Source organism: Listeria rocourtiae subsp. hofi (assembly GCF_963575615.1).
Classification (GTDB): Bacteria; Bacillota; Bacilli; order Lactobacillales; family Listeriaceae; genus Listeria_A; species Listeria_A hofi.
The window spans coordinates 1-20863 of the sequence record NZ_CAUYTL010000039.1; the positions used below are offsets into that span (position 1 = coordinate 1).

14 protein-coding genes and 8 tRNA genes are annotated in these 20863 nt (G+C 38.4%); 21 read left to right on the forward strand and 1 reads right to left on the reverse strand.

Translation table 11 applies throughout. The annotated features are described in order from the left end of the window. The 12 genes from R8925_RS13640 (at window position 1) to R8925_RS13695 (ending at window position 5645) form a co-directional block, all read left to right on the forward strand. Window positions 1–73, forward strand: a tRNA-Phe gene (locus R8925_RS13640). 12 nt (window positions 74–85) lie between these two features. Next, window positions 86–169 (forward strand) — tRNA-Tyr (locus tag R8925_RS13645). Window positions 170–175: 6 nt separating this feature from the next. Next, window positions 176–249, forward strand: a tRNA-Trp gene (locus tag R8925_RS13650). Window positions 250–267: 18 nt separating this feature from the next. Further along, window positions 268–343, forward strand: a tRNA-His gene (locus R8925_RS13655). Window positions 344–354: 11 nt separating this feature from the next. Continuing rightward, window positions 355–426 (forward strand) — tRNA-Gln (locus tag R8925_RS13660). Window positions 427–432: 6 nt separating this feature from the next. Then, window positions 433–504: transfer RNA gene (locus tag R8925_RS13665), tRNA-Gly, on the forward strand. A 10-nt stretch (window positions 505–514) separates the two neighbouring features. After that, a tRNA-Cys gene (locus R8925_RS13670) sits at window positions 515–585 on the forward strand. Between the two features lie 43 nt (window positions 586–628). Further along, a tRNA-Leu gene (locus R8925_RS13675) sits at window positions 629–712 on the forward strand. Between the two features lie 918 nt (window positions 713–1630). Next, entirely contained in the window at window positions 1631–2383 is a 753-nt protein-coding gene (locus R8925_RS13680; RefSeq protein WP_430536351.1) for a DeoR/GlpR family DNA-binding transcription regulator, read from the forward strand. After that, window positions 2380–3291 carry a 1-phosphofructokinase gene (gene pfkB / locus R8925_RS13685; protein ID WP_430536352.1) on the forward strand — a complete coding sequence of 304 codons (912 nt, stop codon included), beginning with the start codon at window positions 2380–2382 and terminating at the stop codon, window positions 3289–3291. Before R8925_RS13680 ends, pfkB begins: the two co-directional genes overlap by 4 nt. Before the next feature lie 20 nt (window positions 3292–3311). Next, window positions 3312–5189 (forward strand): PTS fructose transporter subunit IIABC, encoded by a 1878-nt coding sequence (locus R8925_RS13690; protein ID WP_430536353.1) that lies wholly within the window; start codon window positions 3312–3314, stop codon window positions 5187–5189. A gap of 105 nt (window positions 5190–5294) precedes the next feature. Continuing rightward, window positions 5295–5645: a helix-turn-helix domain-containing protein gene (locus R8925_RS13695; RefSeq protein WP_430536354.1), complete on the forward strand. Its 351-nt coding sequence runs from the start codon at window positions 5295–5297 to the stop codon at window positions 5643–5645. Between the two features lie 45 nt (window positions 5646–5690). Here the strand turns inward: R8925_RS13695 and R8925_RS13700 are convergent, their stop codons facing one another. Beyond that, a complete protein-coding gene (locus R8925_RS13700) occupies window positions 5691–6341 on the reverse strand; it encodes a competence protein ComK (protein WP_430539450.1) in 651 nt (216 codons plus the stop codon). 261 nt (window positions 6342–6602) lie between these two features. On the opposite strand from R8925_RS13700, the gene R8925_RS13705 reads away from it, so the two are divergent. The 9 genes from R8925_RS13705 (at window position 6603) to R8925_RS13745 (ending at window position 20707) form a co-directional block, all read left to right on the forward strand. Beyond that, window positions 6603–6836, forward strand: a complete 234-nt coding sequence (locus R8925_RS13705) for an IDEAL domain-containing protein (protein ID WP_430536356.1) — start codon at window positions 6603–6605, stop codon at window positions 6834–6836. A gap of 349 nt (window positions 6837–7185) precedes the next feature. Beyond that, window positions 7186–10662 (forward strand): helicase-exonuclease AddAB subunit AddB, encoded by a 3477-nt coding sequence (addB, locus tag R8925_RS13710; protein WP_430536357.1) that lies wholly within the window; start codon window positions 7186–7188, stop codon window positions 10660–10662. After that, entirely contained in the window at window positions 10659–14384 is a 3726-nt protein-coding gene (addA, locus tag R8925_RS13715) for a helicase-exonuclease AddAB subunit AddA (RefSeq protein WP_430536358.1), read from the forward strand. Before addB ends, addA begins: the two co-directional genes overlap by 4 nt. Window positions 14385–14386: 2 nt before the next feature. Continuing rightward, a complete protein-coding gene (locus R8925_RS13720) occupies window positions 14387–15247 on the forward strand; it encodes a fumarylacetoacetate hydrolase family protein (RefSeq protein WP_430536359.1) in 861 nt (286 codons plus the stop codon). 23 nt (window positions 15248–15270) lie between these two features. Next, window positions 15271–15630, forward strand: a complete 360-nt coding sequence (locus R8925_RS13725; protein WP_430536360.1) for a YisL family protein — start codon at window positions 15271–15273, stop codon at window positions 15628–15630. A gap of 34 nt (window positions 15631–15664) precedes the next feature. Beyond that, on the forward strand, window positions 15665–16570 hold the full coding sequence (locus tag R8925_RS13730; protein WP_430536361.1) for a YitT family protein: 906 nt from the start codon (window positions 15665–15667) through the stop codon (window positions 16568–16570). Between the two features lie 258 nt (window positions 16571–16828). Beyond that, complete coding sequence (locus tag R8925_RS13735; protein ID WP_430536362.1) at window positions 16829–17512, forward strand: FadR/GntR family transcriptional regulator; 684 nt, start codon at window positions 16829–16831, stop codon at window positions 17510–17512. Window positions 17513–17966: 454 nt separating this feature from the next. Further along, window positions 17967–19274, forward strand: coding sequence for a PTS sugar transporter subunit IIC (locus R8925_RS13740; protein WP_430536363.1), 1308 nt, complete (start codon window positions 17967–17969; stop codon window positions 19272–19274). Between the two features lie 14 nt (window positions 19275–19288). Next, window positions 19289–20707: a glycoside hydrolase family 1 protein gene (locus tag R8925_RS13745; protein ID WP_430536364.1), complete on the forward strand. Its 1419-nt coding sequence runs from the start codon at window positions 19289–19291 to the stop codon at window positions 20705–20707. Window positions 20708–20863 lie beyond the last annotated feature (156 nt).

Here is a 20863-nt window from a genome sequence, read left to right on the forward strand (position 1 = left end):
GGCTTGGTAGCTCAGTTGGTAGAGCACTTGATTGAAGCTCAAGGTGTCGGCAGTTCGATTCTGTCCCAAGCCACCTTGATATTTTGGAGGGGTAGCGAAGTGGCTAAACGCGGCGGACTGTAAATCCGCTCCTTCGGGTTCGGCAGTTCGAATCTGCCCCCCTCCACCATTTTATAGGGGCATAGTTTAAAGGTAGAACTAAGGTCTCCAAAACCTTCAGTGTGGGTTCGATTCCTACTGCCCCTGCCAAAAGTAAATTTAATAGTGGCGGATGTGGCGAAGTGGTTAACGCACCTGATTGTGGTTCAGGCATTCGTGGGTTCGATTCCCATCATCCGCCCCATTTTCTAACGATGGGCTATAGCCAAGCGGTAAGGCAACGGATTTTGATTCCGTCATGCGCTGGTTCGAATCCAGCTAGCCCAGTTTTTTGCGGAAGTAGTTCAGTGGTAGAACATCACCTTGCCAAGGTGGGGGTCGCGGGTTCGAACCCCGTCTTCCGCTTGTGTGGTATGGCGCCATAGCCAAGTGGTAAGGCAGAGGTCTGCAAAACCTTTATCACCGGTTCAAATCCGGTTGGCGCCTTAATTGAAATTTATTTGAAATTACAGTATAATATTTGTATTATGCCGGCGTGGCGGAATTGGCAGACGCGCTGGACTCAAAATCCAGTGATCTCACGATCGTGCCGGTTCGACCCCGGCCGCCGGTATCCAAGTAATCCCAATACTTCAAAGTGTTGGGATTTTTAATTTTCTTAAACAAAAGGCTGTACCAAGATGGATGATATTTCCAAATAAATCAATAAATCAAAGTCCAATACTGCCCGAATCTTGTACAGTAAATGCAGCGGCTACATGGACAGAGCATAGAGACGGTCTTAAAAAGGTCCCCTCAGGGGCAAGCGTGTAATGAGCCCTTCTAGGGCATATAAAAAAGCCACCCGTTCACAAGGGTGGTAATTACTTAAGTATTTTCGCGTGAAGAGCTATACATTAGTCGATCATAATTACCTCCACATATACCCGATTGCTGGATTTTAGTGTCACTGTATAAATCAATTCTGTTTTTTTTAATGCTAGTCTTTTTTACAATCGATATCGAATATAAGAGTATAAACACTTTATTTTTTAGTTACAATTATTTCTTTGAAAGAATATTCTTTCGCTATTTTTATGGAAAAAAATTCATGCAGAAATTATATGTATGTCAATTGTTTAGCAATTGATATGGCTCATACCGATACAATTATTATACAAAAAAACACTTTTAAATACATATATTACTATTTTTAGGAAGTAAAAAAAGACGATATGAGTTCCTTTTGTTTTAAAGTGTTTTAATGAGTGGGAAATATAGTTAAAAAGTTACCTATCAAATTCATTCACACGTCAATAATCATATGATATATTACTCTTTTTTTACTTAAAAGTTAATTATTTAACTTTCTAATTTCTGTATTAAGAAAAAATACGAATAAAGTTATAAGTATAAATACCTTAAAAAAAACTCTGTTATGAGATAATATAGGGCTAAAGATAAGCGATATAAAATATATATCTACATTTGACTGAATTTGATTGACTTTGAACGTTTATGGTGGTATTCTGTTTAAGAATGGAGGGTTCTTATGTTAAATATGGAGAGGCACAAAATCATAATGGGTCTTCTGAAGCGGAAGGGAACTGTTAAATTAAAAGAATTAATAGAAGTATCTAGCTCTTCTGAATCTACAATAAGACGTGATTTGGCTGAGCTAGAAGATTTAGGAGCGTTGAAAAGGGTACATGGGGGAGCGATACTGAATCAAGCAAGAACTATTGAAATGAGTATGGTAGAGAAATCAGTCAGAAACGTTCAAGAGAAGAAACGGATTGCTAGATTAGCAGCATCCTTAATTATGGACGGCGATTGTGTTTTCTTAGATGCGGGTTCAACTACATTTGAGATCATTGAATGTCTCGTTGGGCGTGATATAACAGTTGTTACTAATGGATTGATGCATGTGGAAGAACTAGTTAGTATGGACTTAAATGCGTATATTTTGGGTGGTAAAATGAAAGCGAAAACAAAGGCTGTTATAGGGGGAATTGCCTTTGATAATATCATGAATTATCGCTTTGACAAAGCTTTTATTGGTGCTAATGGTGTTCATATAGTTGACGGATACACAACGCCAGATATGGAAGAGGGATTGCTAAAAAGGAAGGCAATGGAACTTTCTGATGAATGCTTTATAGTTGCTGATAGTTCTAAGCTACATCAGAGTCACTTTGCCAAAATGTTTGATTTAGAAGCTGCGGTGTGGATTACAGATGCTATTGATGAGGAAGAAAAACGGAGTATTATGAAAAAGACTAGTATTATGGAGGTGTCGGTTTGATTTATACTGTGACATTAAATCCATCAATTGATTATATTGTGGAAGTAGAGGACTTTAAATTAGGTCAAGTAAATCGAATGCAAACAAGTGTGAAGTTACCTGGTGGTAAGGGTGTTAATGTTTCTAGGATTCTTAATCAGTTAAAAGTTGAGAACTGCGCGCTAGGATTTCTAGGCGGATTTACCGGTGATTTCATTCAAAGATGGTTGGATAGTGAAGGGAGTATGGCACGTTTTACGCATATTGCTGATGATACACGGATTAATATTAAGTTGAAGGGTGCGCAGGAAACTGAAATAAATGGAGCAGGCCCAACTATTGATTTCACTGAGGTAGCGACATTCTTTAAAGAATTTGATGGGATGACAAAGGGGGATATCGTCATCTTATCTGGAAGTATCCCGCCTTCTCTAGGTACTGATTTTTATAATAGGATTATTGCTAAATGTGAAGCTCAAGAAGTGGAGTTTATGATTGATACGACTGGTCAAAGCCTACTCGATACTTTGGAGAGAGAGCCTTTTCTTATTAAACCAAATCACCATGAGTTGGCAGAACTATTTGGAGTTAGTTTTGATTGTATAGAAGATATTATTCCTTACGGTAAAAAATGTTTGGCGCTAGGGGCTAAGCATGTCATTGTGTCTCTTGCAGGTGATGGTGCGTTGTTATTTACTAATGATAAGGTATATAAGTCTAACACGCCGATGGGGGATGTAAAGAATTCAGTTGGCGCTGGGGACTCGATGATTGGTGGATTTATTGGTACGTATATGATGAATAAGAATGTATTAGAGGCGTTTCGAGTTGCTGTGGCTACGGGGAGTGCAACGGCATTCTCTACTGATTTGGCGACATATGACGAGATTCAAAAATTAATTCCAGAAGTAGAAATTTCAGAGCTATAATAAAATGGGAGGCTAACATTATGAAAATAACAGATATTTTGGATCAAGATACGATGATTCTTTCCTTGAAAGCTAAGACAAAAGAGGCGGTAATCGATGAAATGATTGCTAAGCTTGATGAAGTGGGAAAAATTAATGATATATCGCTGTTTAAACAAGAAATTGTGAAGCGCGAAAAAGAAAGTTCTACTGGAATCGGTGATGGGATTGCAATGCCACACGCCAAAACAGCCGCTGTAAATACACCAACAGTTTTATTTGCTAAGAGTGAGGCAGGGGTTGATTACGATTCATTGGATGGACAGCCAGCATCTTTGTTTTTTATGATTGCTGCAACAGATGGTGCTAATCAAACACATTTGGAAACATTAGCTGCATTATCTCGTTTACTTATTCATCCTGATTTTGTTGCTAAGTTACGTGGTGCTAAATCTGCTAAAGAGGTGATAGGCTTATTTGATGAGGCACAGGAAGAAAATGAGTCAACAGCTGAGTCGAATCATAGTACCGATTCTTATGAGAAGCCTTTTGTTGTTGCGGTTACGGCTTGTCCAACCGGTATTGCTCATACGTATATGGCTGAGGATGCTTTGAAGAATAAGGCGAAAGAGATGGATGTTGAGATTCGAGTAGAAACAAATGGTTCTGATGGTGCTAAGAATAAGCTAACAGCAGATGAAATAGAGCGTGCTACGGGTGTCATTATTGCTGCAGATAAGAACGTTGAAATGGCTAGATTTGATGGCAAACATGTTCTAGAAACACCTGTTAGTGATGGAATAAGAAAGCCAGAAGAACTTATTGGTAGAGCTATATCAAAAGAAGCACCAATATATCATCATAGCGGTGAGCGTGATAGTTCTACTAAGGAGGGACAACGTGTATCTGTTGGTAGCCGTATTTATAAAGACTTGATGAACGGCATTTCTCACATGCTACCATTTGTCGTAGGTGGCGGTATTCTGCTAGCCTTTTCGTTCTTGTTAGAACAGTATTTCCCTAGTGCGAAAGGCTTTACTGATATGTTAGGCGCGATTAGTGGTGGGGAAACAGGCGCGTTTATGTTCCTTATTCCGATTCTTTCAGGCTTCATCGCGATGAGCATTGCTGATCGTCCCGGTTTAATGCCGGGTATGGTAGGTGGTTTATTGGCGGCAACTTCAAATGCAGGGTTTTTAGGTGGGCTACTTGCTGGTTTTCTAGCGGGTTATGTTGTTGTTGGGTTAAAAATACTCTTTTCTAAGATGCCTAAGACTCTGGAAGGTTTGAAGCCTATTTTAATTTATCCCGTGCTTGGATTACTTATCACTGGTGGATTAATGTACTTTATTTTCGATCCTATTTTTGCTACAATTAATGAGTTTTTAGTGGAGCAATTGCAGTCTTTAGGAACAGCAAATGCTGTTATTTTAGGAACAGTATTAGGTGGTATGATGGCAATTGATATGGGGGGGCCGTTTAATAAGGCGGCTTATACATTTGCAATTGGTGTATTCACAACTACTGGGAACACTGATGGTGCGTTTATGGCGGCTGTAATGGCTGGCGGTATGGTACCACCACTTGCAATTGCAATGGCTACAACGCTATTCAAAAATAAATTCACATCCGATGAGCGTCAGGCGGGCTTAACAAATTATGTGTTAGGACTATCATTCATCACGGAAGGTGCTATTCCTTTTGCAGCAGCAGATCCACTGCGTGTTATTACATCATGTGTTCTAGGTTCTGCAATTGCGGGAGGGTTAACACAGTTTTGGCAAATTAATGTTCCTGCGCCTCATGGTGGGATTTTTGTTGCAGGATTAGCGAACCATCCGGTGTTATTCTTACTCTCAATCCTTATAGGTACTGTAATTTCAGGCTTGATATACGGTTTTTGGAAGAAAGCGAAATAATAGAGAGGCTGCTCTAGTGATAGGGCAGTTTTTTCTTTCTGTGTGCAAATTGTCGAAATAACACCTGTTCATTGCTATAATAAGAATATAGGAAGGGGTGGGGATATGGATTTTGGAGAAAAATTAATATCACTTCGAAAGAAACATCGCTTGACGCAAAAGCAGTTGGCAGAGAGAATTGGTGTAACGTCATCTACCATTAGCAAGTACGAGAATGATAATCATCGACCACCTATATTTATTCTTGCTAAGTTGGCAGACGAGCTAGGAACAACGACGGATTTCTTATTGGATGATGTTGCTGGGCTTAGAGAAAAAAATTCAGTAAATGCGTTTCCGTTGATTGGAAATCCTGAACTGGAGAAATGGTATTTAGAGTTACCTTACTCCTATTCAGAAGAAGAGTTAGTACTTTTAAAACGAATTTCTGAGGCTTTAGGAAATCGAAATATTTAATTTTAGGCAGTCACAAACCGGAAAAAAGTGACTGCCTTATTGTTATTATTCTTCTTTGTTTTTCTTATTCTTTTTTTGTTGTGGCAACTCTGAATAGCTAAAGTCAACAAAATTGTCATTGATATCGCTTACTTCTTCGATATTATAAGGCTCTCTATTCTCTGCTGCTAAAGATACCGGTGGAAATAAGAGATTGGAATAAGGATATTCTGTTTCTACTGTTCGCATTTTTTGGGAAAATTTCATGTGTAGCATAGATACTCTAGCCATTTGATTGTTGAATGTAGCAAAAGAGACAGATATTTTTATTTTTTGTTTATTATTAAATCTAATAGTGGTGCAATTATAATTAGAGTCATAGTACTCTGAAATGTGCTGTGGAAAAATCCAAATGCAGTCATCTCTACCAGCTGAAGTTGTCGGGAATGCGTAGGTGAAGCTGACGGGATCAATCATAATCGGCGGCTTGTGTGTGACGCCTGTTAAGAAACGCGTTCCTTCTCTACGACCTTCATAACTAGAGCCAAAATATTGACAGCTTGTTTTAATTAGAAATAATGGGGTAAAACTAGATATACGATGATCGTTTAATTCAAAGACTTCTGATTGGACTCCTGATTTTGTTTTTAAAGGCAGGATAATCATGGTATGCGGGTTAACCTCGTACACTGGTTTTTTCATCTTCTTCGACATAATGCCACTCCTTTTGATGTATTTAAGTAGTGTAAATGCACCAAGTTTATGAAATGTCCGGTTTGTTTTTGAAAAAATTTTAGTACACCTACTTTGAAACTATCTGTCTATGGTTCACCTAAATTGCTAGCTTGAGTATAGCACAGCTAATTCTCGAAGTCACTATTTTTTCTAAAAATTCTATTTTTATAAAGAATATGACTTTTAAACCCCTTATTTTCACTTTTTGCCGGATAATAAAAAATTAAGAAGGAGTGATCAGTCATGGAAATGCGAGATTTTTCAAGTTCATTAGTTAATCAAGTTGGAGCTCTAAAAGGAGAAAAAGAGTTAGTGAATACATTTATTGAGTGCTACATGACAATGCTCCTTGACGAACACCGATTGCAACAATTGAAAGACGAGATTGATATTGCTTTAGATAATAACGATAAAGAGAACTTCTATCTTTTGACAGAGAAGCTGAATAACATGCAGCAGGAAGTGCTGACTTTCTAAATAAAGTAGTGACTAGAGTCAAATTGGCTCTAGTCAGCGTGTCGACAAACGCTCATTTTCGTTGTTAAAAACTCCGTTCCAGTACTCACGTACTCCAGTACGCTCCGCGCTGGTACTCGCTTTTGCCTAGAACCTAAGCATTTGTCGACACGCTGAGGTTTTGCGGAAAATCATGTGAGATAGTTTTTCTACAGACTGACTAGAGTCAAATTGGCTCTAGTTTTTTCATGGTTGTGATTGTTGAAAAACGATTAAAGTGATAGACTGGCAGTAGGATTCAAAAATAAGGCTGGTTTAGTTATGTAAAATATGTTATGATAAAAACAAACGTATGTTCGGTGGTGTTGAAATGAGTTTACAATTTATTATAGGGCGCGCGGGTACTGGGAAAACGACGCTAATAATGGATAAATTAGAGGAACGGATGAATAGTACCACGGAGAAGCAATCCTGTATTTTTTTAGTTCCGGATCAAATGACATTACAAATGGAAACCGTGTTTTTGGAGCGTGAAGGGGTTACTGGTTTATTAGATACGCAGATTTTTAGCTTCAGCCGCTTAGCTTGGCGTGTTTTACAGGAAAGTGGTGGATTGGCGAGAACTTTTTTGACAGATTCTGGGTTAGAGATGGTAATTAGGAAAATTATGCTTGAGAAACAAGAGGAGTTACATTTATTCGGACGTAGCGCTTCTAAAAAAGGGTTTATTAAAGAGTTGGAGCAAATTTTTAAAGAAATGAAACAATATTGCGTTGAGCAAGAACAATTGCAGCACTTTGATGGTCAGATTAAAGCTGATTTGAGTAATAAAATGGCGGATATAGCTGTGCTTTATGATGCGTATGAACAAGTGCTAGCTGGAAAATATTTGGAAAACGAGGATTACTTAAAGTTACTTGCAGAGGCTATTTCAGAGAATTCATTTTTAGCACAAAGTGAAATTTTTATTGATGGATTTTATGAGTTTTCGCCGCAAGAATATTTAGTTTTAGGGGAGTTATTGGCCTCGTGTAAAAATGTGACGATTGCTCTAACTTTGGATGAAGATTATGGTGTTGATAGCTTGGAAGCGTATGACTTATTTCAATTGACTGGAACGACATATGCTAAGTTGAAAGAAATGGCGCAAAATAGGGGTTGTGATGTGATGCCTGACATTATTATGAACAACAACAGACGCTTTCAAAATGATGATTTAGCTTATCTACAGGAAAATTGGACGAAGCTATCGGTAGCTAAATTTGATGGTGAAGCAGTTGGTATTCATATAGATGAGGCGAATAATCGTCGTGCTGAAATGGAAGGGGTTGCGAGGCGTGTTAGGGAGTTAGCATCAAAAGGATATCGTTATCGGGATATGGCTATTCTACTGCGGAATGCAGACAGCTATGAAACGATTTTGAAGGCTTCTCTGGATGCGAATGATATTCCCTATTTTATCGATAAAAAACGAACAATGGCTAACCATCCTATGATAGAATTTCTTCGTTCTAGTTTAGATGTTCTTCGTACTAACTGGCAATATGAAGCTGTTTTTCAGGCTGTTCGCACAGAGTTCCTCTTCCCATTGGATATAAGTAGTAGCGCTTATCGGGGAAAAGTTGATATTTTTGAGAACTATATATTGGAGAATGGTATTTATAATAAGCGCAGGTGGATGGAAAAGCGTCCTTGGACTTATCGGAAAATTCGTGGGTTAGATTTGAATCACGGTGTACAAACAGATGATGAAAAAGCGAAAGAGATAATAATCAATGAAGTAAGAGAGCAAATAAAGGCCCCCTTAATGAACTTAGAGAAAAGATTGAAAGATGCTAATACAGGTATAGAGCAAGCGGGAGCATTATTTGAATTTATGTTAGATGCACAAGTAGATACTAGGTTGGATATGTGGCGTAAACGAGCAGAGGAAATGAATGAGCTCGAATTAGCTAAAGAGCATGAGCAGGCATGGAAATCTGTTGTGGCTTTGTTGGATGAGTTTGTTGAGGTCATGGGGGACGAGCGGCTTTCGTTTGACGTATTTTTTGACATAATAAATACGGGGCTGGATGCTCTGGATTTTGCTTTGCTACCACCGTCGCTAGATCAGTTAATTGTCGCAGATATGGATAGCTCTAGGTTGCTGAATAGGAAGGCTGTTTTTATTGTGGGCATGAATGATGGTGTGTTACCGATGAAAAAAACGGAGAGCGGCATTTTATCGGATGAGGATCGTGATTATCTAAACCAATCAGGAATTGCAGTCAGGCCTAGTGGGAAAAGTATGCTCTCTAGCGAGGATTTTCTGGCTTATCGTCTGTTTACGTTGCCCTCAGAGTATTTGTTTATTAGTTTCCCTAATGCTGATGAGAATGGGAGAGAATTATCTGAATCGAACTATATTAGACGCATAGAGGCAGTTTTTCCAACGATTCAGAGAGGGCTCTATTTGAGCGATCCTTCTTTACTTAGTGACTCAGAGCAGGTTGCCTATATTTCAACACCTAAATCTGCGATATCGCTTTTAACAACACAAATGCAATATAAGAAAAAAGGGTATCCGATGTCTGCGATTTGGTGGGATGTTTACGCTTTTTTCCAATCAGAAGAAGCATTGAGGGACTTTTCACTACGAATTTTAGAAAGTTTGTTTTATCAAAATAAGGCAAAGCGTATTTCTGAAGAAGCAGCAACTTCTTTATTTGGCGAGAATATTCATGCAAGCGTCTCGAGAATGGAGCGTTTCTATAGTTGTCATTTTCAACATTTTGCGCAGCATGGTTTGAAACTAGAAGAGCGAGCGCATTTTAAATTGCAGTCTGTAGATATTGGCGAAATATTTCATGGAGCTATGGAGTGGATATCTGCAGAGCTTAGGAAGAATAAGTTAGATTGGGGTCAGCTGACGACGGAGCAGTGTGTCGAGTTGGCAACACTCGCGATGAAGTATTTGGCTCCTAAGTTGCAACATGAAATTTTGTTGAGTACTAAGCGATTAGAATATATTCAGTATAAGCTTTTGAATATCATCATGCGGGCGACGCGTGTGTTAAATGAGCAAGCTAAGATTAGTAGGTTTAGGCCAGTGGGATTAGAGGTTGATTTTGGAGTGAAAGGGGAAATCCCACCTTTAAAATTACCTCTTAATTCCGGACGAGAGCTTATTTTGCAGGGAAGAATTGATAGAATAGATGAGGCAGAGCAAGATGAGAGAACGTTTTTGAGAATTATCGATTATAAATCAAGTTCGCACGATTTGCCGATGACGGAGGTTTATTATGGATTAGCTTTGCAGATGCTGACGTATTTAGACATTGTCGTTGAGAACTCAGCGAAGCTTATTGGTAAAGTTGCGGAACCAGCGGGGGTATTGTATTTTCATATGCATAATCCACTCGTTAACGCAGAGCAGGAATTAACGGAGGCGGAGATTGAGAAGGAGCTATTAAAGAGCTTTCGAATGAAGGGTTTAGTATTAGATGATGCTCTGGCGGTGTCGCTTATGGATACGGAACTCGAGGCTGGAAAAACTTCTGCGGTTATACCTACAGGGTTGAAAAAAGATGGGAAATTTAATGCACATTCAGCCACGGCGACAAGAGCTGAGTTTGATACGATGCGAGAATATGTTCGGAGCCAATATGCGAAGGCTGGGAATAAGATTATTGAAGGGGAAGTCTCGATTAATCCTTATAAATTGAAGGAACGAACGCCGTGCCAATTATGTGCTTTTCGGTCGGTTTGTCAATTTGATGCGTCACTTGATAGTAACCAATATCGTAAATTAGAGAACCGAAGTAGGATAGAAATCTTGAAAAAAATGCGGGAGGAGGGGCAAGAATGAAGAGAGAAATTCCGATAAAGCCAGAGAATACTACTTGGACGCAGGATCAATGGAAGGCAATATATGCGAGTGGTCAAAACGTTCTTGTATCTGCTGCTGCTGGATCTGGGAAGACGGCGGTTTTGGTGAATCGAGTTATTGAAAAAATTGTAGATCCAGATGAACCAATCGATGTTGATCAGTTGCTTATTGTAACATTTACGAACGCTTCGGCTGCAGAAATGAAAGGGCGAATTGGTAAGGCTGTTGAGAGAGCTTTATTAACTGATGAATCTTCTGCGCATTTGAAGCGACAGATAGCCTTGCTAAACTATGCATCGATTTCTACACTACATTCGTTTTGTTTAGATGTAATAAAAAAATATTATTATTTGGCAGACATTGATCCTGAGTTTCGTTTAATTGAGCCCATTGAAAGTGCGATGGTGCGGGATGAAGTGATGGATCATTTGTTAGAGGAGTACTATGGGAATGAGAAAAACATTGCCTTTTTTGAGTTAGTAGATACATTCACGGGTGATCGTTCGGATGATGACATCGGAAGAGTTATTGGAGAACTGTATGATTTTTCACGTGCGCACCCTGAACCGGCGGATTGGCTGGATGCAATTGTTGCAAACTATGATGTTGATGGAATAACAGATGTGGCGTCTTTGCCGTTTTATTCGATTATTGAAAAGCAGTTGTTGATGACGTTGCGGCAGGCAGAATACGCCCTGAAACATGCGATTTTCTTATGCGGTGAGTCAGCGGGACCGGAGCCTTATTTAGTGACACTTGAAAGCGATTTGGGACAGGTTCGGAGCTTAATGGACGGCCTTCAGAGCGATTGGGAGAGTGTGTCCACGAATTGGAAAGCCGTTAAATTTCAACGAATTGCAACTTTGAAGGAAAAAGAGCTATATGATGAAGATTTAGTGGAACGGGTAAAAAAGTTGCGCGACCAAGCCAAGAAGGCTGTAACAGATGCTGGGAGTGAATGGTTTTCACGAATTGGAGAAAATTACATTTCTGATTTGATGAAAATGAAACCTACTATTGAAACGTTAACGGAGCTTACGAAAGAGTTTGCTGTTCGTTTTTACAATGAAAAAGTTTCGAGAGGTATGCTGGATTTTAATGATTTAGAACATTTAGCGCTACTTATTTTGAGTGACCCGGAACATGATGGTGCACCGTCAAATGCTGCGTTGGGATATCGAGAGAAGTTTAAAGAAGTTTTGATTGATGAGTATCAGGATACAAATATGGTGCAGGAACGTATTTTATCTTTAGTAACAGCAGATACGGAAGCAGACGGCAACTTATTTATGGTTGGAGATGTGAAGCAGTCTATTTACCGTTTTCGTTTGGCGGAACCTGGTTTGTTTTTGGCAAAGTATAAGCGATACACGGAGGCTGGCGATGGGACTGGATTGAAAATTGATTTATCGCAGAATTTTAGAAGTCGCTCGGATGTGCTCGATACAACGAATTTTATTTTTAATCAGTTGATGGATACAGAAGTTGCTGAAATCGAGTATGATGAACAGGCTGAATTGGTTTTAGGTGCTTCATTTCCAAAGTCAGATAGGACGCAGACAGAATTTGTGCTGATTGATATGGAGCAAGACGGGAGGACAGATGATACAGATGATTTAGCTCCTGAACAATTGCAAAAAAGGCAGGCGGAGGCACGTTATATTGCGAAACGAATCGCTACTTTGATCGGCGAGAAGACGCCAGTTTTTGATAAGGGGTTGAAGCAGTATCGGCCGATGGAATACAGGGATATCGTTATTTTATCGCGTGCGCTTACGAGTGCTCCTGATATGGAGGATGCGATGAAGGAGCTAGACATTCCTTTCTATGCTAATAGTAATTCGGGGTATTTTGAAGCTACAGAGGTTGCAACTATGGTGACACTGCTCAAAATTATTGATAACCCGTATCAGGATATTCCGCTTGCTTCTGTATTACGATCTCCTATTGTACGTTTAGAGGAAGATTCGTTAGCTCGAATTCGGGCTGTAGGAAAAGGCAAACCTTATTTTGAGGCATTGGAGATATACTCGGTTTCTGAAACGGGGAATTTGGCTTCTCAGATACAGTTTTTTTTACGGCAGCTAAGTAAGTGGCGAGAGTTATCGATGCGCGAGAATTTAGCAGATTTAATTGCGCAAATTTTTCAAGAAACCCATTTTTATGATTTTGTTGGCGGATTGCCGGGTGGGAAACAGAGACAAGCGAATTTGCGTGCGTTATTGGATCGTGCTGATCAGTATGAGAAGACTGCATTTAGAGGTTTATTTCGTTTTATTCGATTTGTAGAGAGGTTACAGGTAAAGGGGCAGGATTTAGGGACTGCAAAAACGCTTGGGGAAAAGGAAGATGTTGTCCGAATGATGACAATTCATGCTAGCAAGGGTTTAGAATTTCCGGTTGTATTTTTATCTGGATTAGATCGTAAATTTAATATGCGTGATATTTATAATAAATATTTGTTTGATAAGGATTTTGGCTTTGCAACACGATATACTGACCCAGTGAAGCGATTAGTTTATCCATCGATTATACAACAAGCGATAAAGTATAAAAAAATTGCTGAGATGGTAGCCGAGGAAATGCGTGTATTATATGTTGCCTTAACTCGTGCAGAGGAGAAGTTGATTTTGGTAGGGACAGTTCCAAGTCTTGAAAAGGCCATGGCAGAATGGGAACAGAATGTGATGCAGACGGATTGGGTTTTGCCAGCAAGCGTGAGGTATCAAGCAAAAAATTATTTGCAATGGATTGGCAGTGCTTTTGTGAGGCATCCGAATTACAGTGAGCTAATGGGGACTGAGGATAGTGCAGAGAGAGTTCGATTGCCAACCAATATGCGGCTTAGAATTGAGAAATGTAATTACCAAGAATTTCTGACTGTTGATACGTATACCAGATTGGATTCAAGTTGGTTTGATATTGTGAAAAATGGTAAGAAACCTGTGGAACAGTCGTCTTATTTTAAGGAAATCCAGGAACGGCTTTCATTTCAATACGGTTTTAGTGAAGAAGCTAGTATTCGTTCGAAGCAGTCTGTAACAGAAGTGAAGCGCCAATTTTCGGTTGTGGATAGTTTTAGTGATACGCGGTTTACACGGAGTACGCAACCGGTATCCTTTGATAGGCCGAAGTTTTTACAAGAGAAGCAGTTGACGGCAACAGAGCGAGGAACGGCTATGCATACGGTAATGCAGGCTCTTCCTTTAAAAAATATACCAACAGCTGATGGTATCACGACTTTACTTGATAACTTAGTTTTAAGGGAAATCATGAGTGAGGAGCAGGCAGCATCGATTCAAGTCGATTCGATATTGTCCTTTTTTGATAGTGAGTTGGGAAGATTAATGCTTGCGAATCCTGATTGTACGCTACGAGAGATTCCATTCAGTTATAAGATACCAGCTAATCGGATTCATCCGGATGTGGATACGCAGGAGCAAATTATTGTTCAGGGGATGATTGATGTAATGATTGAGATGGACAATCAACTCATTATCATTGATTATAAGACGGATCAAATAACTGGAAAATTTGAAAATGACTGGCTTGGGGGAGAGGCTATTTTGAAGAAGCGGTATCAGGTTCAAATGGATATGTATAGAGAAGCGATTGAACAAATTATTGGTAGACAAGTAGATCATGTTTATTTATACTTTTTTGATGGGGATCATGTTTGTGAGCTGACAGGGGGAGATTAATAATGAAGTGGATTAGCTTTAGAATTAATGGTAGAGAATCTTTTGGTATTCTTAAGGAAGATAAAATTATTGATATTAGTGCGTTTTTTGCGGAATCAGAGTGTCCGAGTACATTAGTAGAGCTTATGTCACAACCGGAAAAGTTAGCTCATATTGAGATGCAATATGAGGTGATGCATGGGGCGATTCCACTCAAAGATGTTCAATTCTTACCAGCGATAATACCGCCGAACAATGTGATGGCTGTTGGTAAAAATTATAGAAAGCATGTGATTGAAATGGGGAGTATTGAGGATATTCCGGAGGCGCTTATGATTTTCACTAAAAGTAGTAATGCGCTACTTGGTCATAGGGGAACGATTCCATTGCACGCGAATGTAACAAGTGAACTTGACTATGAAGGTGAGCTAGCAATTGTCATAGGCAAAGAAGTGACCAATGTTTCAGAAACGGAAGCCATGGATGCGGTTTTTGGTTATACGATCTTGAATGATGTAACGGCGCGTGATATGCAGGTGAAGCATAAGCAGTTTTACTTGGCAAAAAGCTTGGATGGTAGCTGTCCGATTGGGCCATATGTGGTGACGAAGGATGAGATTGGAGATCCTAGCAAGCTAAGGGTTCAAACTTGGGTAAATGCAGAGAAGCGGCAGGATGGTGCGGTGGATCAGCTTATTTTTCCAATCGCGACAATTATCTCGGAGTTGTCTAAAGGGCATACACTTGTTCCAGGAGATGTCATTGCAACGGGTACGCCAGAAGGGGTCGGTAAAGGAATGGAACCACCGCGCTTTTTAAATCAAGGAGATACTGTTACAATTACGATTGAAGGAATTGGGACATTAGAAAATCAAATTATGTAAATGGAGAGGAATGAGGGCGTTTTATGTGGTCTTATATTCATTTAATTTCATGGGTGGGGATTATTATCTTTACGCTGGTTGCACTAGGAATCTATAAACAATCGGCAAAGGTATTTACGATTATGCAGATGTGCAATCGAGTGCTATATATTACGGTTATTTTTAGTGGTGTTATGATGATGAAATATAGTTTTAGTGAGCATGTTGTTGTATCGATTTTCAAAATATTGCTTGGGCTCGCTACAATTGGTGTCGTGGAAATGTTGCTTGCTTATCGAAAAAAAGAGAAACCATCAAATCTTTTTCTCGTATTATTTCTTGTTTGTGTGATTGCAACGGTTAGTGTGGGTTTTTATTTATCAGGGGGAAGACCGCTTTTTTAAGCGTGCTTAATTTTTTTGAAAGTGGGAATTTGGGTTGAATCAGCAGCAAATTTATATTGATGGTACGAAGAAATTTTTTATTGCGGTGCTTGCGGCTTTACTGAATGCGATTGGGATGAATTTCTTCTTAATTCCAGCACATGTTTATGCAAGTGGTTTGACTGGTGTTGCTCAATTAACATCGGATTTATTACAAGATGGTATTGGCATTACATTATCTACAGGGTTACTTGTCTTATTACTCAATATTCCAGTGGCTATTTTGGGATGGTTTAAGGTAGGTCGGGCGTTTACGGTATTTAGTTTTGTGACTGTTGCTTTCATGTCATTGTTTTTAATTGTGATACCAGTACAAGAGGTTTCTTCAGATATATTACTGAATGCAATTTTTGGTGGCGTTATTTCTTCGGTTGGAATCGGGCTGGCACTTAAGTTCGGGATTTCTTCTGGGGGACTTGATATAATCGCGATGTATATTACGATTAAGACGGGGCGTTCATTTGGGAAGTATTTTTTGATTATGAATGGTGTTATTATTTTGATCGCTGGCTTTACATATGAGTGGACCTTCGCGCTTTACACTTTGATTTCTCTCTATGTTTCAAGTCGGGTAATCGATACAATTCATACGAGACATCAGAAACTGACGGCGATGATTATGACGCAGAATCCGGATGATGTGATTAAAGGGATCCAAGGTAACATGTTTCGAGGGATTACGGTTGTTGATGCTATTGGGGCATATTCGAAGGAAGACGTGGCGATGCTTGTTATTGTTATTACTCGATATGAGCTATATGATTTGACGCATATTGTTCAAGCAGTCGATCCGCGGTGTTTCATTAATATTGTGGAGACTTCGAGTGTTTTTGGCGATTTTCGTTCGGAAGCTGACCAGAAAATGGCGATGGAAATGTACAGGGCTAGGATGCATCAGTAAAGCAAAAAGCCAAAATAAGCACGCATTGAAAAGGAATGGTGTACTTACTTTGGCTTTTTTGTGGATGCTTTTATGATCGCCCAAATGGCAATGAAAGCAATGAACCAGCAGACGATAATGACAGTAACTAATATAATTAACACATCCTTTGGAAAAAGTTATGCTTTTAGTATACCATTTTTTAATTCGTCATATTCATATTTTTAACGGCAATATAGAAAAAATCACTAATACATCAGATGATTAGGAGGGGATAAAATGCGTGAAAATTTGGTGGAAAATACAGCTGATAAACTACTTGAATACATACGCGTAAAGGAATTTAAGCTAGGAGATAAATTACCTAATGAATATGCTCTTGCTGAGGAATTACATGTAGGGCGGAGTACTATCAGAGAGGTGGTTAGAATATTAGTTGCGCGTAATATATTACAAGTTAGGCAAGGTTCGGGAACATATATAAGTGAGGGGAAGGGCATTGCCAAAGATCCCCTAGGATTCTCTTTAATTAAAAATAAAAACAAAATGATTAAAGATTTGTTTGTATTAAGATCTATATTAGAGCCACCAATGGCAGCATTAGCTGCAAAAAATGCTACAGCAGATCAAATAAGCCATATGTTTCACTTAAAAGAGGCTATAGAAGCTTCCTTCAAGAATAATACTGATGAACATATAGAACTAGATATAGCGTTGCATACAACTATTGCAGAAGCTAGTGGAAATGTTGCTCTTTTTCATATTGTACCTATTATTAACGAATCCATAGCCTTGTTTAATGAAAATTATAATGTGAGCAATTTAAAAACTGAAACAATAGAGCTGCACAATGACTTAGTAAATGCTATTGCAAAACATGATGAACTAAACGCATTAGATGCCATGACAGTACATATGGCAAACAATAGAAAGGAATTTAGTAAAATTAGTAAGTTAGAATAATAAAAAGTATTGACAAGTCATCTGATGTATTTTATAGTAAATACATCAGATGACTTGTCAGGGGTGATATACATAAAATTAAGCTTTGTAAGTAAAATTTAGTAAGTTTCCAAAGTGTATTAAACAAATACCCAATATACAACAAAATAGTTCGTGCTACTTATGTTGTAAGCTTGGAGATTCAGTATCTTAGCTTTAAGTATTGATAAATCAGGATTTTCAAAACAATTGAAAGCGTAATCATTAAGCGAGGAAGTTATATAGGTAGATAGAGATATGAAGAAATAGTTCATGTATAAACTGTGAATCTATAGACAATGTTTGATTGATAAAGTGGCTAAGTGCACGATAAAGCACGTAAGAAAAATTTATAGAGAAGAGAGATGGCAATAGGGCACTCAATAGTTCTTAATCTAGACTATATACGAGAAACACTAAATAAGGGGGAAGAATTATGGGAAGTGGGTTTATGGGTAAGTTATCAGAGGTATTAGGAGGATTTGCAAACAAAGTCAATAATTTACGCTACATCATGGTAATTAAAAATGCCTTTTCTGCACTTATCCCGGTTATTATTACAGGGGCATTCGGCACATTATTTTCGGCGATGGTTTTTGATGCAGAAAATGGATTAGCAAAAATTGAGTACTTGAGATTTCTAGCTGAATTGAAACCAATTGCTTCGTCGATTAGTTATGTTACTTTAAGCTTTTTAACAATTTATGCTGTATTCCTTATTGGGATAGAATTAGCCAAGCTGAATAAATTAAAAGGAGTTTTTCCAGGAATAATTGCGGTTATGTCGTACTTAGCCGTTACGCCAGTAATTTATCAATACTTGTCTGATGATAAAAATATACTTGTAGAAAATGTTTTAGCCAAACAGTATACTGACACAAAAGGCTTATTTTTAGGAATGATTGTAGCAATACTATCTGTAGAGTTATATAGTTGGTTAGGTCGCCAAAAAAAATTACAAATCAAAATGCCTGATACAGTGCCAGCGAATGTATCGGCTGGTTTTTCCGCACTGGTTCCTACTATAATTACGATTGCAGTCATGGCTGCCGCAGGATTTGTTGTTAAAGCTATTACTGGTATGTATGCCTATGATATTATCTATCATCTTGTTCAACGACCGCTAGAAGGAGTAGTTCAAGGATTGCCTGGAATATTACTTCTAATGCTAATAGCGCAAATTTTCTGGGTTATCGGAATTCATGGGAATCAGATGATAAAGCCGATAAGAGAGCCTTTACTACTTGCCTCAATTGCAGTAAATACGGAAGCTTTTGAATCTGGGAAAGAAATACCTAATATTATCACTATGCCTTTTTGGGATATGTATATGAGTATCGGTGGTTCAGGAGTAACAATTGGGCTACTTGTTGCCGTTTTCATGGTCGGTAAAAGGGAAGATATGCGTGAAATAACAAAACTTTCTTCAGCACCAGGAATTTTTAACATCAACGAACCCGTCATTTTTGGTATGCCAATCATGTTGAATCCGATTTTGGCTATTCCATTTATAATTACTCCGCTAATAACAGGTACAATAGGCTATTTCGCCACAGCAACAGGTTTAGCAGCAAAAGCAGTTGTGATGGTTCCATGGCCAATGCCACCTATCGTTAATGCTTATTTAGCAACTGCTGGAGATTTGGGAGCAGTGGTTACTCAAATTGTTTGTATTATAGTTTCAATTCTTATCTACTTACCATTTGTGAAAATATCTAATACAACGCAACAAAAAAATTCTTAGAAAAGAGGAATAATATGAAACTATCAATTCCAGAAAATTTTATTCTTGGCGCGGCTTCATCAGCGTGGCAAACGGAGGGCTGGAAAGGAAAGAAAGAAGGACAAGATTCATACCCTGATTCGTGGTATAAAAACGAAAAATTTGTTTGGCATAATGGATATGGGCCCGCAGTTGCGACTAATTTTATGGAACAGTATCAAGAGGATATTGACTTAATGAAAGAGATTGGCCTTACTCATTATAGAACTTCTATTAATTGGTCCCGCTTTTTTACTGATTATGAGAACTTAATTGTTGATGAGGATTATGCGCAACATATTGATGACGTTGTAAACGCATTGTTAAAAGCCGGTGTTGAACCTATGTTGTGCTTGGAACACTATGAATTGCCGGTTTATTTATCTGAAAAATATGATGGGTGGTCATCAAGAAAAGTAGTAGATTTGTATTCCGGTTATGCAAAGATAGCTTTTGAGCGCTACGGAGACAGAGTGAAGCAATGGTTTACTTTCAACGAACCGATAGTTCCTCAAACACGTATCTATCTAGATGCTATCAGATGGCCTCACGAGCAGAACACTGGAAAATGGATGTTATGGAATTATCATAAAGTATTAGCGAGTGCCCAAGCAGTTAAGATATACCGCTCTTTAGGACTAACAGGAAGAGTTGGTTGTGTGCTAAATCCTGAGATGGTATATGCAAGATCAGATTCAAAAGAAGACAAAAAAGCTGCTGAAATGTATGATTTATTTTATAATCGGGTATTTTTTGACCCTATGGTGAAAGGCGAGTATTCATCAGAACTTATTGAGTTATGTACTAAATTTGATATTTATTTTAATCCTGTTGCAGCTGATTTATCGGTGATTAGAGAGAATACACTTGATTTTTTAGGGATTAATCAATACTATCCAAAAAGAGTCAAAGCCCCGAGGTATGAGTGGAATAACGCGACGCCGTTTCATCCTGAAATGTTCTTTGAGAATTTTGATTTACCTGGGAAAAAAATGAATGACTCACGAGGATGGGAAATATATCCGAAGATTGTTTATGATATGGCTCACTATTTAAAAGAAAATTATGGAGACATCCCGTGGCTTATCACCGAAAATGGTATGGGCAGAGAAAATGAAGAAAACTATATGAATGATGCAGGGATTGTAAATGACAGCTATAGAATTGATTTTATTAAGCAGCACATCCAATGGCTACTAAAAGCTATTGAAGAAGGATCATCTTGTGAAGGGTACATGTTATGGGCATTTACAGATTGTGTTTCTCCAATGAACGCTTTCAAAAATCGATATGGGCTAATAAGAATCGAACTAGATGAAAAAAGAACGCGTTCTAAAAAGGAATCAGCTGAATGGTATAAATCAATTATTCAAAATCGGGTATTAGAGTTACCAGATGAACGCGACTGGAAATAGTATATATTCGTGGCTAGCTAAGAAAAGTAATGTCAGGTGTATTAACGTAAAGGGTTAGAAAATATAATTTGAGTCCTCATGACGAAGTATTTGCATCATGAGGACACATTAATGTATGTAGGGAGCTGTATTACAGGATATTACCTATTTAGAGGG